The following is a 15,085-nucleotide window of genomic DNA, read 5'->3' as shown; positions in this document are numbered from 1 at the left end:
TATCGGCCTCTACTCGCTCTGGGCAGGAATGAGGTTTGTCATCAGTCTGAGGGCGCCATGAAAGGCGCCCTTTTTATTACAGCATTTTCCTGATCACGTAGTGCAGGATGCCGTCATTTTCATAGTAGGTCAGCTCATTGCCGGTATCGATACGGCAACGGGTATTAACCACTTCCTTACGCCCATCGGCATAAGTGATCAGCACAGGCACCACTTGCCCTGGTTTCAGCGTTTGTAACCCGCTGACGCTGATCTGCTCATCACCACTCAGCCCCAGGGTTTTGCGCGTCACACCTGCCGGGAACTCCAGCGGCAAAATGCCCATACCAATCAGGTTGGAACGATGAATACGCTCGAAGGACTCGGCAATCACCACGCGAACCCCCAACAGACGTGGCCCTTTCGCAGCCCAGTCACGGCTGGAACCGGAACCGTATTCTTTACCGGCTATCACCGCCAGCGGTACCTGCTCCTGCTGATACTGCATCGCAGCATCGTAGATCGACAACTGATTCTGTGACGGGATATGGCGGGTATAACCCCCTTCAACTCCCGGCACCATTTCGTTACGGATGCGGATGTTGGCAAAGGTGCCACGCATCATGACTTCATGGTTACCACGGCGTGAACCGTAGGAGTTGAAATCCAGCGCCGCAACGCCGTGATCGCTCAAATAGCGGCCTGCCGGGCTGTCGCGTTTGATGTTCCCTGCCGGTGAGATATGGTCGGTGGTCACCGAGTCGGCCAGAATTGCCAGGATGCGGGCGTCCTTGATGTCCTGCACCGGATCCGGCTGCACTTTCATGCTGCTGAAGAACGGTGGATGGCGAATATAGGTAGACTCCGCCTGCCATGGATAGGTGGCCGAACCGGCAACCTGAATCGACTGCCAGTTGGCGTCACCGTCAAATACCGCGCCGTATTCCTTATGGAACATCTCGGTACGCACTTCCTCGACTGCCAGGGCAATGTCCTGGCTGCTCGGCCAAATATCCTTCAGATAAACCGGCTGGCCGTCACGGCCTTCACCCAACGGCTCTTTGGTCAGATCAATCTTCATACTGCCGGCCAGTGCATAGGCAACCACCAGCGGTGGCGAGGCCAGCCAGTTGGTCTTCACCAGCGGATGAATTCGGCCCTCGAAGTTACGGTTGCCTGACAACACCGCACCTACGGTCAGATCGCCCTCTTTAATCGCCTGCTCAATAGGCTCAGGCAATGGCCCAGAGTTACCGATACAGGTGGTGCAGCCGTAACCCACCAGGTTAAACCCAAGTTCTTCCAGGTAGGGCGTCAGCTTGGCGCTGTCGAAATAGTCGGTTACCACTTTGGATCCCGGCGCCAACGAGGTTTTCACCCAGGGTTTGGTTCGCAGCCCTTTTTTCACCGCATTTTTCGCCAGCAGGCCGGCTGCCATCATTACGCTGGGGTTGGAAGTGTTGGTACAGGAGGTAATGGCGGCGATCACCACAGCGCCGTTATGCAGGTCGTGCTGCTGCCCATTAAGGGTGAAGGGCTTGAATTCGGATTTTCGTTGCTGATTGCTGATCTCCAGTTCGGTAGCGGCATTGAATGCCTTGGGCACCTCTGGCAGCGCCACGCGATCCTGCGGGCGCTTCGGTCCTGCCAGGCTGGCGACCACCGTCGACATATCCAGTGCCAGGGTACTGGTAAACACCGGTTCGTCGCCAGGATTACGCCACATGCCCTGCACTTTGGCGTAGGCTTCCACTAGCGCGATCTGCTCATCGCTGCGGCCACTCAGTTTCATATAGCCCAGCGTCACTTCGTCCACCGGGAAGAAGCCGCAGGTCGCGCCAAACTCCGGCGACATGTTGGCAATGGTCGCTCGGTCAGCCAGCGGCAAATCCGCCAGGCCATCCCCATAAAACTCGACAAACTTGCCCACGACTCCGTGCTTACGCAGCATCTGGGTGACGGTCAACACCAGGTCGGTAGCGGTAATGCCCTCACTGAGCTTACCGGTGAGTTTAAAGCCCACCACGTCCGGGATCAGCATCGACACTGGCTGGCCAAGCATCGCCGCTTCTGCTTCGATACCACCCACGCCCCAACCAAGAATGCCCAGGCCGTTAATCATGGTAGTGTGGGAGTCGGTGCCCACCAGCGTATCCGGATAGGCAATGCGCTGACCGTTTTCGTCGGTGTGCCACACCGTTTGGCCAAGATATTCCAGGTTAACCTGGTGACAAATACCGGTGCCCGGCGGCACTACGCGGAAACGGTTGAAAGCTTTCTGCCCCCAACGCAGGAAGGTATAGCGCTCGTGGTTGCGCTCCATTTCGATACGCACGTTTTCTTCAAACGCTTCATCATCACCGAACTCATCAACGGTGACCGAGTGGTCAATCACCAGATCGACCGGTGACAGCGGGTTAACCTGGTCAACATTGCCGCCCAATCGCTGCACTGCTTCACGCATCGCGGCCAGGTCCACCACCGCAGGCACGCCGGTAAAGTCCTGCATCAGTACGCGGGCCGGGCGGTAGGCAATCTCGCGGTCGGCATGGCCGGTCTGTAACCAGTCAACGATAGCTTTCAGGTCGTCAATCTGCACGGTGTCGCCATCCACATGGCGTAACAGGTTTTCCAACAGAACTTTCATTGATTTTGGCAGCCGGTCGATATCACCCAGCTGTCTCGCGGCCAGTGGCAGACTGTAATAGTGATACTCACTATTGAGCGCAACCAGCTTATCCATACTCGTTTCACGAAGATCGGACGACATAGCTCCTCCATTTCTTATTATGCATAAAACAGGGTAATCACTGAGGTCTTACTTAAAGATAACACAAAGATGATGTAACGTTTTGATAACAACACGTTTTGATCATAACGATAGGCAGAAGTAATCAAGAATGGAGAAGTCGTTTTTTCCCAACGAGTTAGACCTGGTCTGCACTGAGCACAGAAAAGCAAGGGAGTCATGTTCCCGCGTCGATAGCTATCTGTTAAGGTTCCTTTCCAGCCGTTCGATGAACAACTTGCGACTTACCGTGCAGCATTAGACGATAACGATTTATGGCCCAACGCCTTACTGATTACAGCGATATCCGCCCCATCTTCATATCCGATTGTAGGTTTAGATTTCCGCATGCTGTGAGTGGACAGGTTCAGCCCCAGCTTATACCCCGCGTGACTAATCTCCTCATGTAGTTTAGAACGGCTCACCGGCTTGCCTGTGGAGCGCTTGGAGCTTTGGAGCTTTGGAGCTTTGGAGCTTTGGAGCTTTGGAGCTTTGGAGCTTTGGAGCTTTGGAGCTTTGGAGGGAATGTGTGGCTAGATGGGTAACGTGTCGACAACGCCGTAGCACTGTGCTCCAACGATAAGCGAAATGGGAAGGGTTGAATTCCCCTTCCCGTTGAGGCAAGCTCACCGCCTGTTTAGATCAACAGGATCGAAACAGGACACAAACAGGTGAGCGAACACCAGAGAATCGAAACCTGCGGTAAGTAATTGGTTTATCGGATTATTTCTCCGGCAGCTTGATGTCTTTAAACATCGCTTCAATCTCTTCGTTGGAACGCAGCGCAACGGCGCTATCGACCACATCGCGCGTCAGATGCGGAGCGAAGCGCTGGATGAAATCGTACATATAACTGCGCAGGAAGGTGCTACGGCGGAAACCGATTTTGGTGGTGCTGTAGGTGAAGATATCACGCGCATCCACCGTCACCAAATCTGGATCCTGAACCGGATCCACAGCCATGCTGGCAATCACCCCCACACCAAGCCCCAGGCGCACGTAAGTTTTAATAACATCGGCGTCGGTCGCGGTGAACACGATGCGTGGCGTCAGACCGGCGCGGTTAAACGCAGTATCCAACTCGGAACGGCCAGTGAAACCGAAGGTATAGGTGACGATCGGGTAAGCCGCCAACTCTTCAATGGTGATGTGGCTTTTACCGGCTAATGGATGATCGGGCTTTACTACCACCGCGCGATTCCAGTGGTAGCACGGCAGCATGATTAAATCGTCGTAGAGGTGCAGCGCTTCAGTGGCAATGGCAAAGTCTGCGGTACCTTTTGATACGGCTTCGGCGATTTGCGTCGGCGACCCCTGATGCATATGCAGCGAAACACGCGGATAACGCTCAATGAAGCCTTTAATCACGTTAGGTAGCGCGTAACGTGCCTGGGTGTGGGTAGTGGCTACATACAGTGAGCCTTTGTCCGGGTAGGTGTGCTCGCCGGCAACGGCTTTGATGGCATCTACTTTGGACAGGACTTCACGGGCGATCCGGATGATTTCCAGGCCTGCCGGAGTCACCTGAGTCAGGTGCTTACCGCTACGGGCGAAAATCTGGATGCCCAGTTCATCTTCCAGCATCCGCACCTGCTTGCTGATACCGGGTTGTGAAGTGTAAAGCCCTTCGGCCGTCGAGGAGACATTCAGGTTGTGGTTAACCACTTCCACGATGTAACGAAGCTGCTGCAATTTCATATCTTATACCATCCTAGGTTAAACACTGCGTTGAGCCGCAGCCAGGTATATCGGTGTCGCCCCGGTATGCTGAAAAGTAACAAGCCCTAAACCCCGCGTTTCACCCAGACGCTGAAGAAACCGCCGTTGTTAATAAGCTTTAATCATAAAAAAAATTTTTATATAACCACTATATCACGCTACAGCTTCAAGTATAGATCCACGTCACACTGTGGTAACGATTATTTTGCATTGCGATCAAGATGGAACCCTGGCCCCAGGAGGAAAAAAACAGCCAAGAATAGATCCGTTAGCCCTCTTTGGCCAATAAAAAAACCAGCCACATGGGCTGGTTTTTAATGTTGCATGCAGGCTGCAAATTTACTTTTTGCCTTCAACCCATTTGCCATCGATGTAGAAAGCGGACCAGCCGGTGGCTTTGCCGTCTTTCTCTGCAGAGACGTATTGCTGCTTGGTCTTGCGGCTGAAACGCACCAGCGTTTTGTTACCTTCTGCATCTGCCACCGGCGCATCGGCCAGATAACGCAGTTTTTCAGGCAGACGGTCCTTGAAGCGGGCCAATTCTTCCACCAAGGGCGCACGAGTTTCACGCGATTTAGGGAAGGTATTGGCCGCCAGGAACACACCGGCAGCGCCGTCACGCAGGACAAAGTAAGCGTCCGACTTTTCGCATGGCAGTTCCGGCAATGGAACCGGATCTTCCTTCGGCGGTGCAACATCACCATTACGCAGGATCTTACGGGTATTTTTGCAGCTCTCGTTGGTGCAACCCATGTACTTGCCGAAGCGCCCCATTTTCAGGTGCATTTCAGAGCCGCACTTATCGCACTCAACAACAGGACCGTCGTACCCTTTCAGGCGGAATTCACCCTCTTCGATCTCATAGCCGTCGCACGCCGGGTTGTTACCGCACACGTGCAGTTTGCGCTGGTTATCGATCAGGTAGCTGTCCATCGCCGTGCCGCATTTCTGGCAGCGACGCCGAGCACGCAACGCGTTGGTTTCCGCGTCATCCCCTTCGAGAATGTTGAGCACTTCCGTTTCCGGCACCAGGTTAATGGTGGTTTTACAACGTTCCTTCGGCGGCAATGCATAGCCGGAGCAACCCAGGAAAACGCCGGTGCTGGCAGTACGGATACCCATCTTACGACCGCAGGTTGGGCAATCGATGCTGGTCATCACCATCTGATTCGGGCGCATACCGCCTTCTTCCGGCTCTTTCTCGGCAGTTTCCAGCTGTTCGCTGAACTCGGCAAAGAACTCATCCAGCACCGCTTTCCACTCAGCCTGGTTGTTGGCTACCTGGTCCAGACCGTTTTCCATGCGTGCGGTGAAGTCATAGTTCATCAGCTCGCGGAAATTTTCTTCCAGACGATCGGTAACGATCTCACCCATTTTTTCAGCGTAGAAACGGCGGCTTTCGACTCTCACATAACCACGATCCTGAATGGTGGAAATGATCGAAGCGTAGGTCGATGGACGCCCGATACCCCGTTTTTCCAGCTCTTTTACCAATGACGCTTCACTAAAACGCGCTGGCGGCTTGGTAAAGTGCTGACTTGGGATCAGCTTCTGCAGTTCCAGATCGCTGCCTACTTCAACATACGGCAAGGTGCGGTCTTCATCACCCTTACGCAGAGCAGGCATCACTTTGGTCCAGCCATCGAAACGCAGCGTACGGCCTTTGGCACGCAGCTGGTAATCAGCGGCTTTCACCGACAGCGTGGTGGAGTCGTACTGCGCCGGCGTCATCTGACAGGCAACAAACTGTCGCCAAATCAGCTGATACAGTTTTTGCGCATCCGCTTCCATATCTTTCAACTGCTCGGCCAGCACGTTGACATCCGACGGACGGATAGCTTCGTGAGCTTCCTGCGAGTTTTCTTTGCTGCTGTACTGATTCGGTGCTTTCGGCAGGTACTTGTCGCCGAAGTTGTCACCGATGTAACCACGCACCATCTCGAGCGCATCCTGGCTCAGGTTGGTGGAGTCGGTACGCATATAGGTGATGTGACCAGCTTCATACAGGCGCTGAGCCATCATCATGGTTTTCTTCACGCCAAAGCTCAGACGGGTACTGGCCGCCTGCTGCAACGTAGAAGTAATATAAGGTGCACCCGGCTTGCTGCTGGTCGGCTTGTCTTCGCGATCCAGTACCGTATAACGGGCTTTTTCCAGCACTTTGAGTGCGGCGTGAGTCTGCTCACGGTTAACCGGTTTGAAGGGTTTGTCGTGGACATGCGTCACTTCCATCTGCAGCGCGGTATCCCCCTTCGCCAACAGATCGGCGTGTAACTCCCAGTATTCTTCCGGCACGAAGGCTTTGATGTCGCGCTCACGCTCCACCACCAGTCGAACCGCAACGGATTGCACCCGCCCAGCGGACAAGCCACGGGCAATTTTTTTCCACAGCAGTGGCGAGACCATGTAACCCACTACGCGGTCCATAAAGCGACGCGCCTGCTGTGCGTTGACACGGTCGATATTCAGTTCGCCGGGCTGTTTGAACGCGTTTTGGATCGCGTTCTTGGTAATTTCGTTAAACACTACGCGGCTAAAGCGTTTGTCGTCACCACCGATAACTTCCCGCAGGTGCCAGGCAATGGCTTCCCCTTCGCGGTCAAGGTCGGTTGCGAGATAAATATGGTCGGCGTTTTCCGCTAACGACTTTAACTCGGCAACAACTTTTTCTTTACCCGGCAGGATTTCGTAATGTGCTTTCCAGCCATGGTAAGGATCGACGCCCATACGATTTACCAGCGCCGTCGTTGGATCTTTTTTAACTTTCTTCTTGGCTTTGTCTTCGGTTGAGTCAGCGCTCTTTTTGCCGGCTGAGCCACTGGTCGGCAAATCACGGATATGACCGACGCTGGACTTCACCACGTAGTCATTACCTAAATATTTATTAATAGTTTTGGCTTTTGCCGGGGACTCAACTATTACGAGAGCTTTACCCATATTTACCTTTACCTAATTTTATTTCTTCTAAAAAGAAGTCATTTATCTCGCCTTGCCGCAGCGATTCGTATCTCTTTTTTATATTGCGGCACTCTGGCAAGAGATCAACATGTTTTTTTCTATTGGCTGCTTAACTGCTCAACCTGAACGCAAGTTGTTGATCCTGGCCGCTATTCACCCATGCCCCAGAAGTATGGCTGTGTGAAACTCATTTATGGCGTAAACAAAACCTTCCACCCGACGCCGCAAAATCCCACACTGTACCTGATAAAAAGCGTCACGCAACCTAATTAGCACGGAAAGGCAGATTTCGCCAATCGGCAGATTGTGCTGGCCATCCAGACGGCAAATAACCCTTAGTCTGTTTGCGGATAAATGCGAACTGGCGTTAGAATATGTGCAGAATTTTTCATTGGAGTGTAATAAATGCGCACTGAAACCTCACCTATTGCCCGTGAAGCCCTGCTGGAAGAAGCCAATAATCTAATTCGTCAGCATGATGATTATCTGCAAGGTATGGTTGCCACAGATGTTGAACAAAAAGGCAGCGTTTTAGTTTTCCGCGGTGAATTCTTTTTGGATCCGGATGGATTGCCAACAATAAAAACTACCGCAGTATTTAATATGTTTAAACACTTGGCCCACGTGTTTTCTGATAAATATCATTTAGTCGACTAAGCATTAAAAAGGGGGTGTTAGCCCCCCTTGATGTTTAATCATCCGGTTTAAAACAGTGGCTTTTCACCACGCTGCCACCAGCGTAACAGCAGACGATCGACACTTTCTGCCGCACTGCCGGTAAAACGATCCATCATGCGTTTGCGACGTGCATAGCGCACCCCGACCACCTCGTGATTCTCCATTTCAGCGATCAGTAAATCATCACTGGTGCCAATGGCGTCAATCAGTCCTTTCTCTTTTGCCTGGGTACCGAACCAATGTTCACCGGTCGCCACGCTGTCGATATCCAGCGATGGACGTTGCTGATGCACAAACTGTTTAAACAACTCATGGGTGTCGTTCAGATCTTCACGGAATTTCTCACGCCCCTGCTCAGTATTTTCACCAAACAACGTCAGCGTGCGTTTGAACTCACCGGCAGTGTGCAGCTCTACATCAATATCGTTCTTTTTCAGCAGGCGGTGAAAGTTGGGGATTTGCGCCACGACGCCGATTGAGCCGATGATGGCAAAGGGAGCCGCAACAATGCGATCCGCCACGCAGGCCATCATATAGCCCCCGCTGGCCGCCACTTTGTCTACCGCTACCGTCAGGCGAATACCGCCGGTGCGTAAACGTGCCAGTTGCGATGACGCCAGGCCGTAACCGTGTACCACCCCACCCGGGCTTTCCAACCGCAGCAACACTTCGTCTTGCGGCGTCGCCACCGCCAGCACCGCCGAGATTTCCTCACGCAGAGAGGCCACCTCATGGGCATCCATGCTGCCTTTGAAATCCAGCACGTACAAGCAAGGCTTGGTGGCTTCAACCGCACCGGCTTTAGCACGTTGTTTCTTCAGTTTATCGTCGGCCTTGGTCTGTTTTTTAAACTGCTTGTTCCAGGCCTTTTGTTCCGCATCGCCCATGCGCGCAAGGCGCATATCACGCTGCATGTCGCGATATTGTTCACCGAGGTCAGTCAGCTGCAGTTCCCCTTTCTGGCGGTTCTTACGTTGCCCCAGGCTGACCGCCAGCAACGCCAGCGCGGCGATGGCAATCACTACCGTCGCGACTTTGGCCAAAAACAGGCCGTAAACAGATATAAACTCCACAGATTCCGCCTTTATTAACAGGTTGTTAGTATGATCTCATTCATTCTAGCCAACCGACGCAGTGGCTGTCGCGGCTAAATAAAAATTCCTTGTGATACCTCTTTACTATGTGGGCGCACTGGGGCTTAACCAAGCTGCTGCTGTTCCATTTTTGTTACAAAAGAATGCCGATTCTGCAGCCTAATCATTGAAAATACGATCCATTTAAGGCATATAACACGGATTATTCATCAACATGATGAGCCAAATTCGCTGTGGGGCCTGCATGCGGTCGAGCCTTAGCTCCTGTTATGGCCTCTCAACCCACTCCGCTCCCCGATACAAGCGGGAGACCAGCCACCAAGGCGCGAGGAATTATTGTGCATTACCAACCTAAACAAGATTTGCTGGAAAAACGTATTATTTTGGTCACAGGTGCCGGTGATGGCATCGGTCGCGAAGCGGCACTCACTTACGCCAAGTTCGGCGCGCAACTGGTGCTGTTAGGCCGAACCGAAAGCAAACTGCAGGCGGTGCAAGCCGAAATCGCCAAACTCAGCAGTGCGCCAACCTACATCATCACGCTGGATCTGCTGCATACCACTCAGGAACAATGCCAACAGGTAGCCGATAAATTGGCTACTCATGTCCCCCGCCTCGACGGTGTGCTGCATAATGCCGGACTGCTGGGCGATATCGCCCCGATGGCCGAACTGTCGATGGAGATGTGGAACGAGGTGATGCAGGTGAACGTCAACGCGACCTTGATGCTCACCCAGGCGCTGTTGCCGCTGCTATTGAAATCCAATGCCGGATCGCTGGTATTTACCAGCTCCAGCGTAGGCCGTAGTGGGCGCGCTAACTGGGGGGCCTATGCGGTGTCCAAGTTCGCCACAGAGGGCATGATGCAGGTGTTGGCCGATGAATATAAAAGTCGCAATCTTCGGGTAAATTGCATCAATCCTGGTGGAACGCGCACTCAAATGCGCGCAACTGCATTCCCGCATGAAGACAAAAGCAAGCTGAAAACCCCGACGGATATTATGCCGCTTTACCTCTATCTGATGGGCGATGACAGCCGCCGTAAAACCGGCATGAGCTTCGACGCCCAGCCAAACCGTAAACCCGGCGCCGCCGAATAAAAGGGGCTTTACCATGGCTGAAGATCGCCACCAACAACGTCAGCAGCGCCTGAAAGAACAGGTCGATGCCCGTATCGCTGCCGCCCAGGACGCACGGGGTTTGCTGCTGGTCTTCACCGGCAATGGCAAGGGCAAAACCACCGCCGCATTTGGCACCGTTACTCGCGCCGTCGGCCACGGAATGAAAGCCGCCGTTATTCAATTTATCAAGGGTGAATGGCCAAACGGGGAAAAAAACCTGTTGCAGCAACATGGCGTTGAATTTCAGGTAATGGCTACCGGATTTACCTGGGAAACCCAGGATAAAGCCAGCGATACCGCAGCTTGTCAGAGCGTATGGCAACACGGCAAGCGCATGCTGGCCGACAGCAGCCTGCATCTGGTGCTGCTGGACGAACTGACCTATATGGTCAGCTACGGCTATCTTGAGCTGGATGAGCTGCTGGAGGCATTACAACAACGTCCCGCGCACCAAACGGTGATTATCACCGGGCGAGGATGCCATCGGGAGCTGTTGGAACTGGCGGATACGGTCACGGAAATGCGGCCGGTGAAACATGCGTTTGACGCAGGTATCAAGGCACAGCAGGGAATTGACTGGTAACAGGACGAAAACGCCGCAGCCCGAAGAGGGTTGCGGCGTGATGATTAACTGCGCTTGCTTGGTTTACCAGGCTTGCTGCCTGCCGTGCTGCGGCGACCGCTGCCGGCAACCTGGGTATGGCGCTTGACGGCACGGCGGATCTGATTGGCTTTCACGCGGCGACGTTCGCGCTCAATCGGCATCTTGCTAACGGTTTCCGGCTTCAATTCAACCAGTTCACGCAGATAGTTAATCGCCGGCAAATCCAGTTCAGTCCAGCCACCACGCGGCAGGCCTTTTGGCAGATCGATATCACCGTAGCGTACACGGATCAGGCGACTAACCTGAACGCCAACCGCTTCCCAAAGACGACGAACTTCACGGTTACGCCCTTCGGTCAGGGTCACGTTGTACCACTGGTTGATGCCTTCGCCACCCTGGAAGCTGATGGTGCGGAAAGCGGCCGGGCCGTCTTCCAGTTGAACGCCCTTGCTCAGTTGCTTGATTTTTTCGTCATCAATCTGACCAAAAACACGCACCGCATATTCACGCTCAACTTCACGGCTTGGGTGCATCAGGCGGTTCGCCAGTTCACCGTCGGTGGTGAACAGCAGCAAGCCTGAGGTATTGACGTCCAGGCGCCCTACTGCCACCCAGCGTGAGCCACGCAGCTTAGGCAGGCGGTCAAACACCGTCGGGCGGCCTTCAGGATCGCTACGGGTGCAGAGTTCACCTTCCGGCTTGTAATACGCCAGCACACGGCAAACTTCTTCCTCGGATTCTTTAATCGAGACAACGTGACCATCCAAACGGATTTTCATTGAAGCGGTCACTTCAACGCGATCACCTAGTTTGGCGACTTTACCGTCGACGCTGACGCGGCCGGCTTCAATAATGGTTTCGATTTCACGACGCGAACCATGGCCGGCGCGCGCTAAAACTTTCTGTAACTTCTCGCTCATTGAGCAACCTCTAGTGTCGCCTTCACAGGCGTCGGGGGGATGACTGCTGCGGCGTCAGGCGCCACAGCAGTAACAATACGTTTACATAGATCGAACCGCACATTATACAGGCTTTCTATGGGGTTGAAACCCACTTTATTGCGGGTCGATTATCGAAATATCAGCACGCGAGGGTAAAACAGGCACGGAGCCGTTTAGATTAATAACCGCGGTCGATTAATTATCGAGGAAATTGACGACCTCGCGATACACCACCTCCGGCTGTTCGAGAATACCAAGATGGGTACGAGCATGCTCCAGCCGCGCCACCGAGAAAAAAGGATGGTTAGCAGCAAATGCCTGTTGTTGACGCAGGTTATCTTCGTCACGATCCAGTGAATAAATATGCCGACAAGCTGGAGGGGAGCTTAATTCGCTCAACCGGTTAAGCGGCGAGGAATATTGCCGATAGGCTTGTTCAATAGCAACACCAGCCGCCTGCCAGACGCGGAAGTCCTCCTGGGCCATTTCAACGGTCAAATGATGCTTTACTTGCGGTTGCTCAGTGCCACCCTGCCAGAAGTCAAACAAGGCATCACGCGCCGCCAGCCACTTTTCTGGCCATTGCATTTGTTGCACCAACGCGAAAAATGCCGGCTCGGGCGGTGTCATTATCCAATCGAGAAACACCATGCCTTGCACCTGCTGTGGCAAGCCTTCGGCCAGTGCCACCGCAATCCAGCTGGCGTGAGCCACCGACAAGGTGACAAATCGCTCCACCTGCAGCTCAAGTAACAGTTGACGGAGATCTGCCAGCAGATCTTCGGCGTCCAACGACAACGTGGCATCGCGCCCTGACAGGCCGTGCCCACGCCAGTCAAGACTGATCACCCGGTATTGTTGTTCCGCCAGGAGGATAAAAGGATCAAAAACGGTTTTTGGCTCACACCAGCCGGGCAGCAAAACCAGCGTCAGTGGGCCTGAACCGGAATCGTGATAATCGAGAGAAAGAGTGCCATGGCGAAACGCTGTCATTTTGTCTCCTAAACGTCCTGCCCCTAAATCAAACAGGGGCTTGTGTGCTAGGGGTAAAATGACAGCGTTTATCGAGCTCATCTATGGAAAATCGTGCTAACAAACAGGCTTCGCACCTAATGAAATAATACGCACTAAACGAACAATTTTAATGACGTTCGCATGGATAGGCGGAGGTTAACGCCAGCATAATCACCGAAGGTGCTGAATAGTGCAGTTGTTCCGGGTGTTCATTTAAATACTGCATGACCGCATCCGATGCCATGCCAACGCTCATACCGGCATCCGGGCAAATATTGCGGTTGCCTTGCATCGTAAAGGTATCGAATACTCCAGCCACATAGCCCATAAACAACCCGCCATCGAGCGCTTCGGCAACGGTGGCTGCCCCATCTTTATTTTTCACATAGCCGCTGGTCTCAGACAGCAAGGCGCTGCCAGAATAAAAACCTGCACTGGCCGCAGAGGAAAACAATATGGCCGCTAAAAGAGAAACGCGTTTAATCATCGCTATGCATCCTGCCTGATTATCAATTTTTGATATTGTAGAATAGCTGCTTTAACCCTAAATGACGCTGTCTCAGCCACTTTTCAGAATAATGAGCAAAAATCCCGGCAATGAATCAGCGAAAAGGCGCTGGATCGCCCGCGCCCTCGCGCACTACTTCCGGCGCGGACTCGGTCAGATCGATGACTGTAGTTGGCTGCTGGCCCAGGAAGCCGCCGTGGATCACCAGATCCACCTGCTTACCCAGATGATCGCTAATCTCTTCCGGATCGGATTCGGCAAAATCATTGCCCGGCAACATCAACGTGGTCGACATCATCGGCTCGTTTAAGACTTCCAGTAACGCCAACGCAATCGGGTTAGACGGCACACGCAACCCTATGGTTTTACGTTTGTCGTTCATCAAACGACGCGGCACTTCTTTGGTCGCTTTCAGAATGAAAGTGTAGTTGCCGGGGGTGTTGTTCTTGATCAGTCGGAACGCGGTATTGTCGACATAAGCGTAGGTCGACAGCTCGGACAGGTCGCGACACATCAGCGTAAAGTTATGATTGCCGTCCAATTGACGGATGCGGCAGATACGTTCCATTGCCGACTTCTCTTCCAGCTTGCAACCCAGTGCGTAACCTGAATCTGTGGGATAGACGATCACCCCGCCCTTACGCAGCACATCCACCGCCTGATTAACCAGGCGCGGTTGCGGATTGTCGGGATGAATATAAAAAAGCTGACTCATGACTTGCTCCTAAAAATGATGCACGCGGGCGGCGTCACCCACGTTAAATCAATCGATCTTGGCCAGTTGTGGCTGCGGCCAGTCACGCCACACGGGTTCAACACCACCGGGTAACCACAGTTTGCGGCCCAGTTCGATCCACGAGCAGGGTTGATGGAAATCAGAACCCTGCGATGCCAGTAATTGATATTCTTGCGCATACTTTGCCAGTTGCGAGCGCTCATGCGGTGCCTGCTGACACTGCGCAACTTCCATGGCATCACCGCCATGTTCAGCAAAGTGCGCCAGCAACCGCTTCAGCCATTTGGCCGTCAGATCGTAACGACCCGGATGAGCGATCACCGCCTGGCCACCGGATTGATGAATCACATCAATGGCTTGTTCTATTGTACACCACTGTGGCGGAACGTAACCGGTTTTGCCTTTGGCCAGGTATTTCTTGAACACCTGAGCCATATTATCGGCCATGCCGATCTGCACCAGATAACGGGCAAAGTGGCCACGGGTCACTGCACCACCGTCCGCCAGCTTTTGCGCACCTTCAAAAGCACCGTCGATACGCGCTTTAGCCAGCCGCACGCCTATTTCCTGAGCACGCAAGTTACGGCGTTCGGTCTGTTCGGCCAACAGTTGCACCATCGCCGGGTGTTCGGCCTCAATCCCGAGGCCCACGATATGAATCTCGTGATTTTCCCACAGCGTGGAGATCTCCACCCCGTTAACCAGCTGCAACGGCAGCGACAATTCAGCAATGGTGGCGGCCGCAGCAGCCAGGCCGGAGGTGGTGTCATGATCGGTAATCGCCAATACACCCACCCGCATTTCAACCGCTCGCTGCACCAACTGCGTCGGCGTCAAATAGCCGTCAGAGGCAGTGGTGTGGCTGTGTAAGTCGTAGAGAGTAAAGGCGGAGGGCTGGGGGCTGCTGTCTGTCAAAAGGAATATCCGGCAATGGCTTGGCCTTCT

The 15,085-nt window shown here is 53.5% G+C and carries 13 protein-coding genes; 3 read left to right on the top strand and 10 right to left on the bottom strand.

The features are described 5' to 3' along the window. Positions 1-76: 76 nt before the first annotated feature. From acnA to topA, 4 genes are all read right to left on the bottom strand, one after another. Positions 77-2,749, bottom strand: a complete 2,673-nt coding sequence (gene acnA, locus ACUTQ5_RS07600; RefSeq protein ID WP_445650730.1) for an aconitate hydratase AcnA — start codon at positions 2,747-2,749, stop codon at positions 77-79. A 263-nt stretch (positions 2,750-3,012) separates the two neighbouring features. Next, entirely contained in the window at positions 3,013-3,294 is a 282-nt protein-coding gene (locus tag ACUTQ5_RS07595) for a tyrosine-type recombinase/integrase (RefSeq protein ID WP_445650748.1), read from the bottom strand. Between the two features lie 196 nt (positions 3,295-3,490). Beyond that, on the bottom strand, positions 3,491-4,465 hold the full coding sequence (cysB, locus tag ACUTQ5_RS07590) for an HTH-type transcriptional regulator CysB (RefSeq protein WP_012145383.1): 975 nt from the start codon (positions 4,463-4,465) through the stop codon (positions 3,491-3,493). Between the two features lie 360 nt (positions 4,466-4,825). Beyond that, complete coding sequence (topA, locus tag ACUTQ5_RS07585; RefSeq protein ID WP_445650729.1) at positions 4,826-7,423, bottom strand: type I DNA topoisomerase; 2,598 nt, start codon at positions 7,421-7,423, stop codon at positions 4,826-4,828. Positions 7,424-7,849: 426 nt separating this feature from the next. Here topA and ACUTQ5_RS07580 point away from each other — a divergent pair, with 426 nt between their 5' ends. After that, positions 7,850-8,101 carry a YciN family protein gene (locus tag ACUTQ5_RS07580; protein WP_135316794.1) on the top strand — a complete coding sequence of 84 codons (252 nt, stop codon included), beginning with the start codon at positions 7,850-7,852 and terminating at the stop codon, positions 8,099-8,101. Positions 8,102-8,148: 47 nt separating this feature from the next. Here the strand turns inward: ACUTQ5_RS07580 and sohB are convergent, their stop codons facing one another. Further along, a complete protein-coding gene (gene sohB / locus ACUTQ5_RS07575; RefSeq protein WP_445650728.1) occupies positions 8,149-9,195 on the bottom strand; it encodes a protease SohB in 1,047 nt (348 codons plus the stop codon). Positions 9,196-9,554: 359 nt separating this feature from the next. Between sohB and ACUTQ5_RS07570 the strand changes: the two genes are divergently transcribed. Beyond that, complete coding sequence (locus tag ACUTQ5_RS07570) at positions 9,555-10,316, top strand: YciK family oxidoreductase (protein WP_445650727.1); 762 nt, start codon at positions 9,555-9,557, stop codon at positions 10,314-10,316. 13 nt (positions 10,317-10,329) lie between these two features. Continuing rightward, entirely contained in the window at positions 10,330-10,920 is a 591-nt protein-coding gene (cobO, locus tag ACUTQ5_RS07565) for a cob(I)yrinic acid a,c-diamide adenosyltransferase (RefSeq protein ID WP_445650726.1), read from the top strand. 44 nt (positions 10,921-10,964) lie between these two features. Here the strand turns inward: cobO and rluB are convergent, their stop codons facing one another. The 5 genes from rluB to rnm form a co-directional block, all read right to left on the bottom strand. Then, complete coding sequence (gene rluB / locus ACUTQ5_RS07560; RefSeq protein WP_135316797.1) at positions 10,965-11,861, bottom strand: 23S rRNA pseudouridine(2605) synthase RluB; 897 nt, start codon at positions 11,859-11,861, stop codon at positions 10,965-10,967. A 216-nt stretch (positions 11,862-12,077) separates the two neighbouring features. Next, positions 12,078-12,875 (bottom strand): alpha/beta fold hydrolase, encoded by a 798-nt coding sequence (locus ACUTQ5_RS07555; RefSeq protein WP_445650725.1) that lies wholly within the window; start codon positions 12,873-12,875, stop codon positions 12,078-12,080. A gap of 148 nt (positions 12,876-13,023) precedes the next feature. Next, positions 13,024-13,383 (bottom strand): Rap1a/Tai family immunity protein, encoded by a 360-nt coding sequence (locus ACUTQ5_RS07550; RefSeq protein WP_135316798.1) that lies wholly within the window; start codon positions 13,381-13,383, stop codon positions 13,024-13,026. A 115-nt stretch (positions 13,384-13,498) separates the two neighbouring features. After that, positions 13,499-14,119 carry an L-threonylcarbamoyladenylate synthase gene (locus ACUTQ5_RS07545; protein ID WP_445650724.1) on the bottom strand — a complete coding sequence of 207 codons (621 nt, stop codon included), beginning with the start codon at positions 14,117-14,119 and terminating at the stop codon, positions 13,499-13,501. 48 nt (positions 14,120-14,167) lie between these two features. Further along, positions 14,168-15,055 (bottom strand): RNase RNM, encoded by an 888-nt coding sequence (gene rnm / locus ACUTQ5_RS07540; RefSeq protein WP_445650723.1) that lies wholly within the window; start codon positions 15,053-15,055, stop codon positions 14,168-14,170. Positions 15,056-15,085: the final 30 nt, after the last annotated feature.

The sequence above is a fragment of the Serratia sp. NA_112.1 genome (assembly GCF_052691715.1).
Note: the sequence above shows the minus strand (reverse complement) of the source record. Positions and strands in the feature narration are given on the sequence as shown.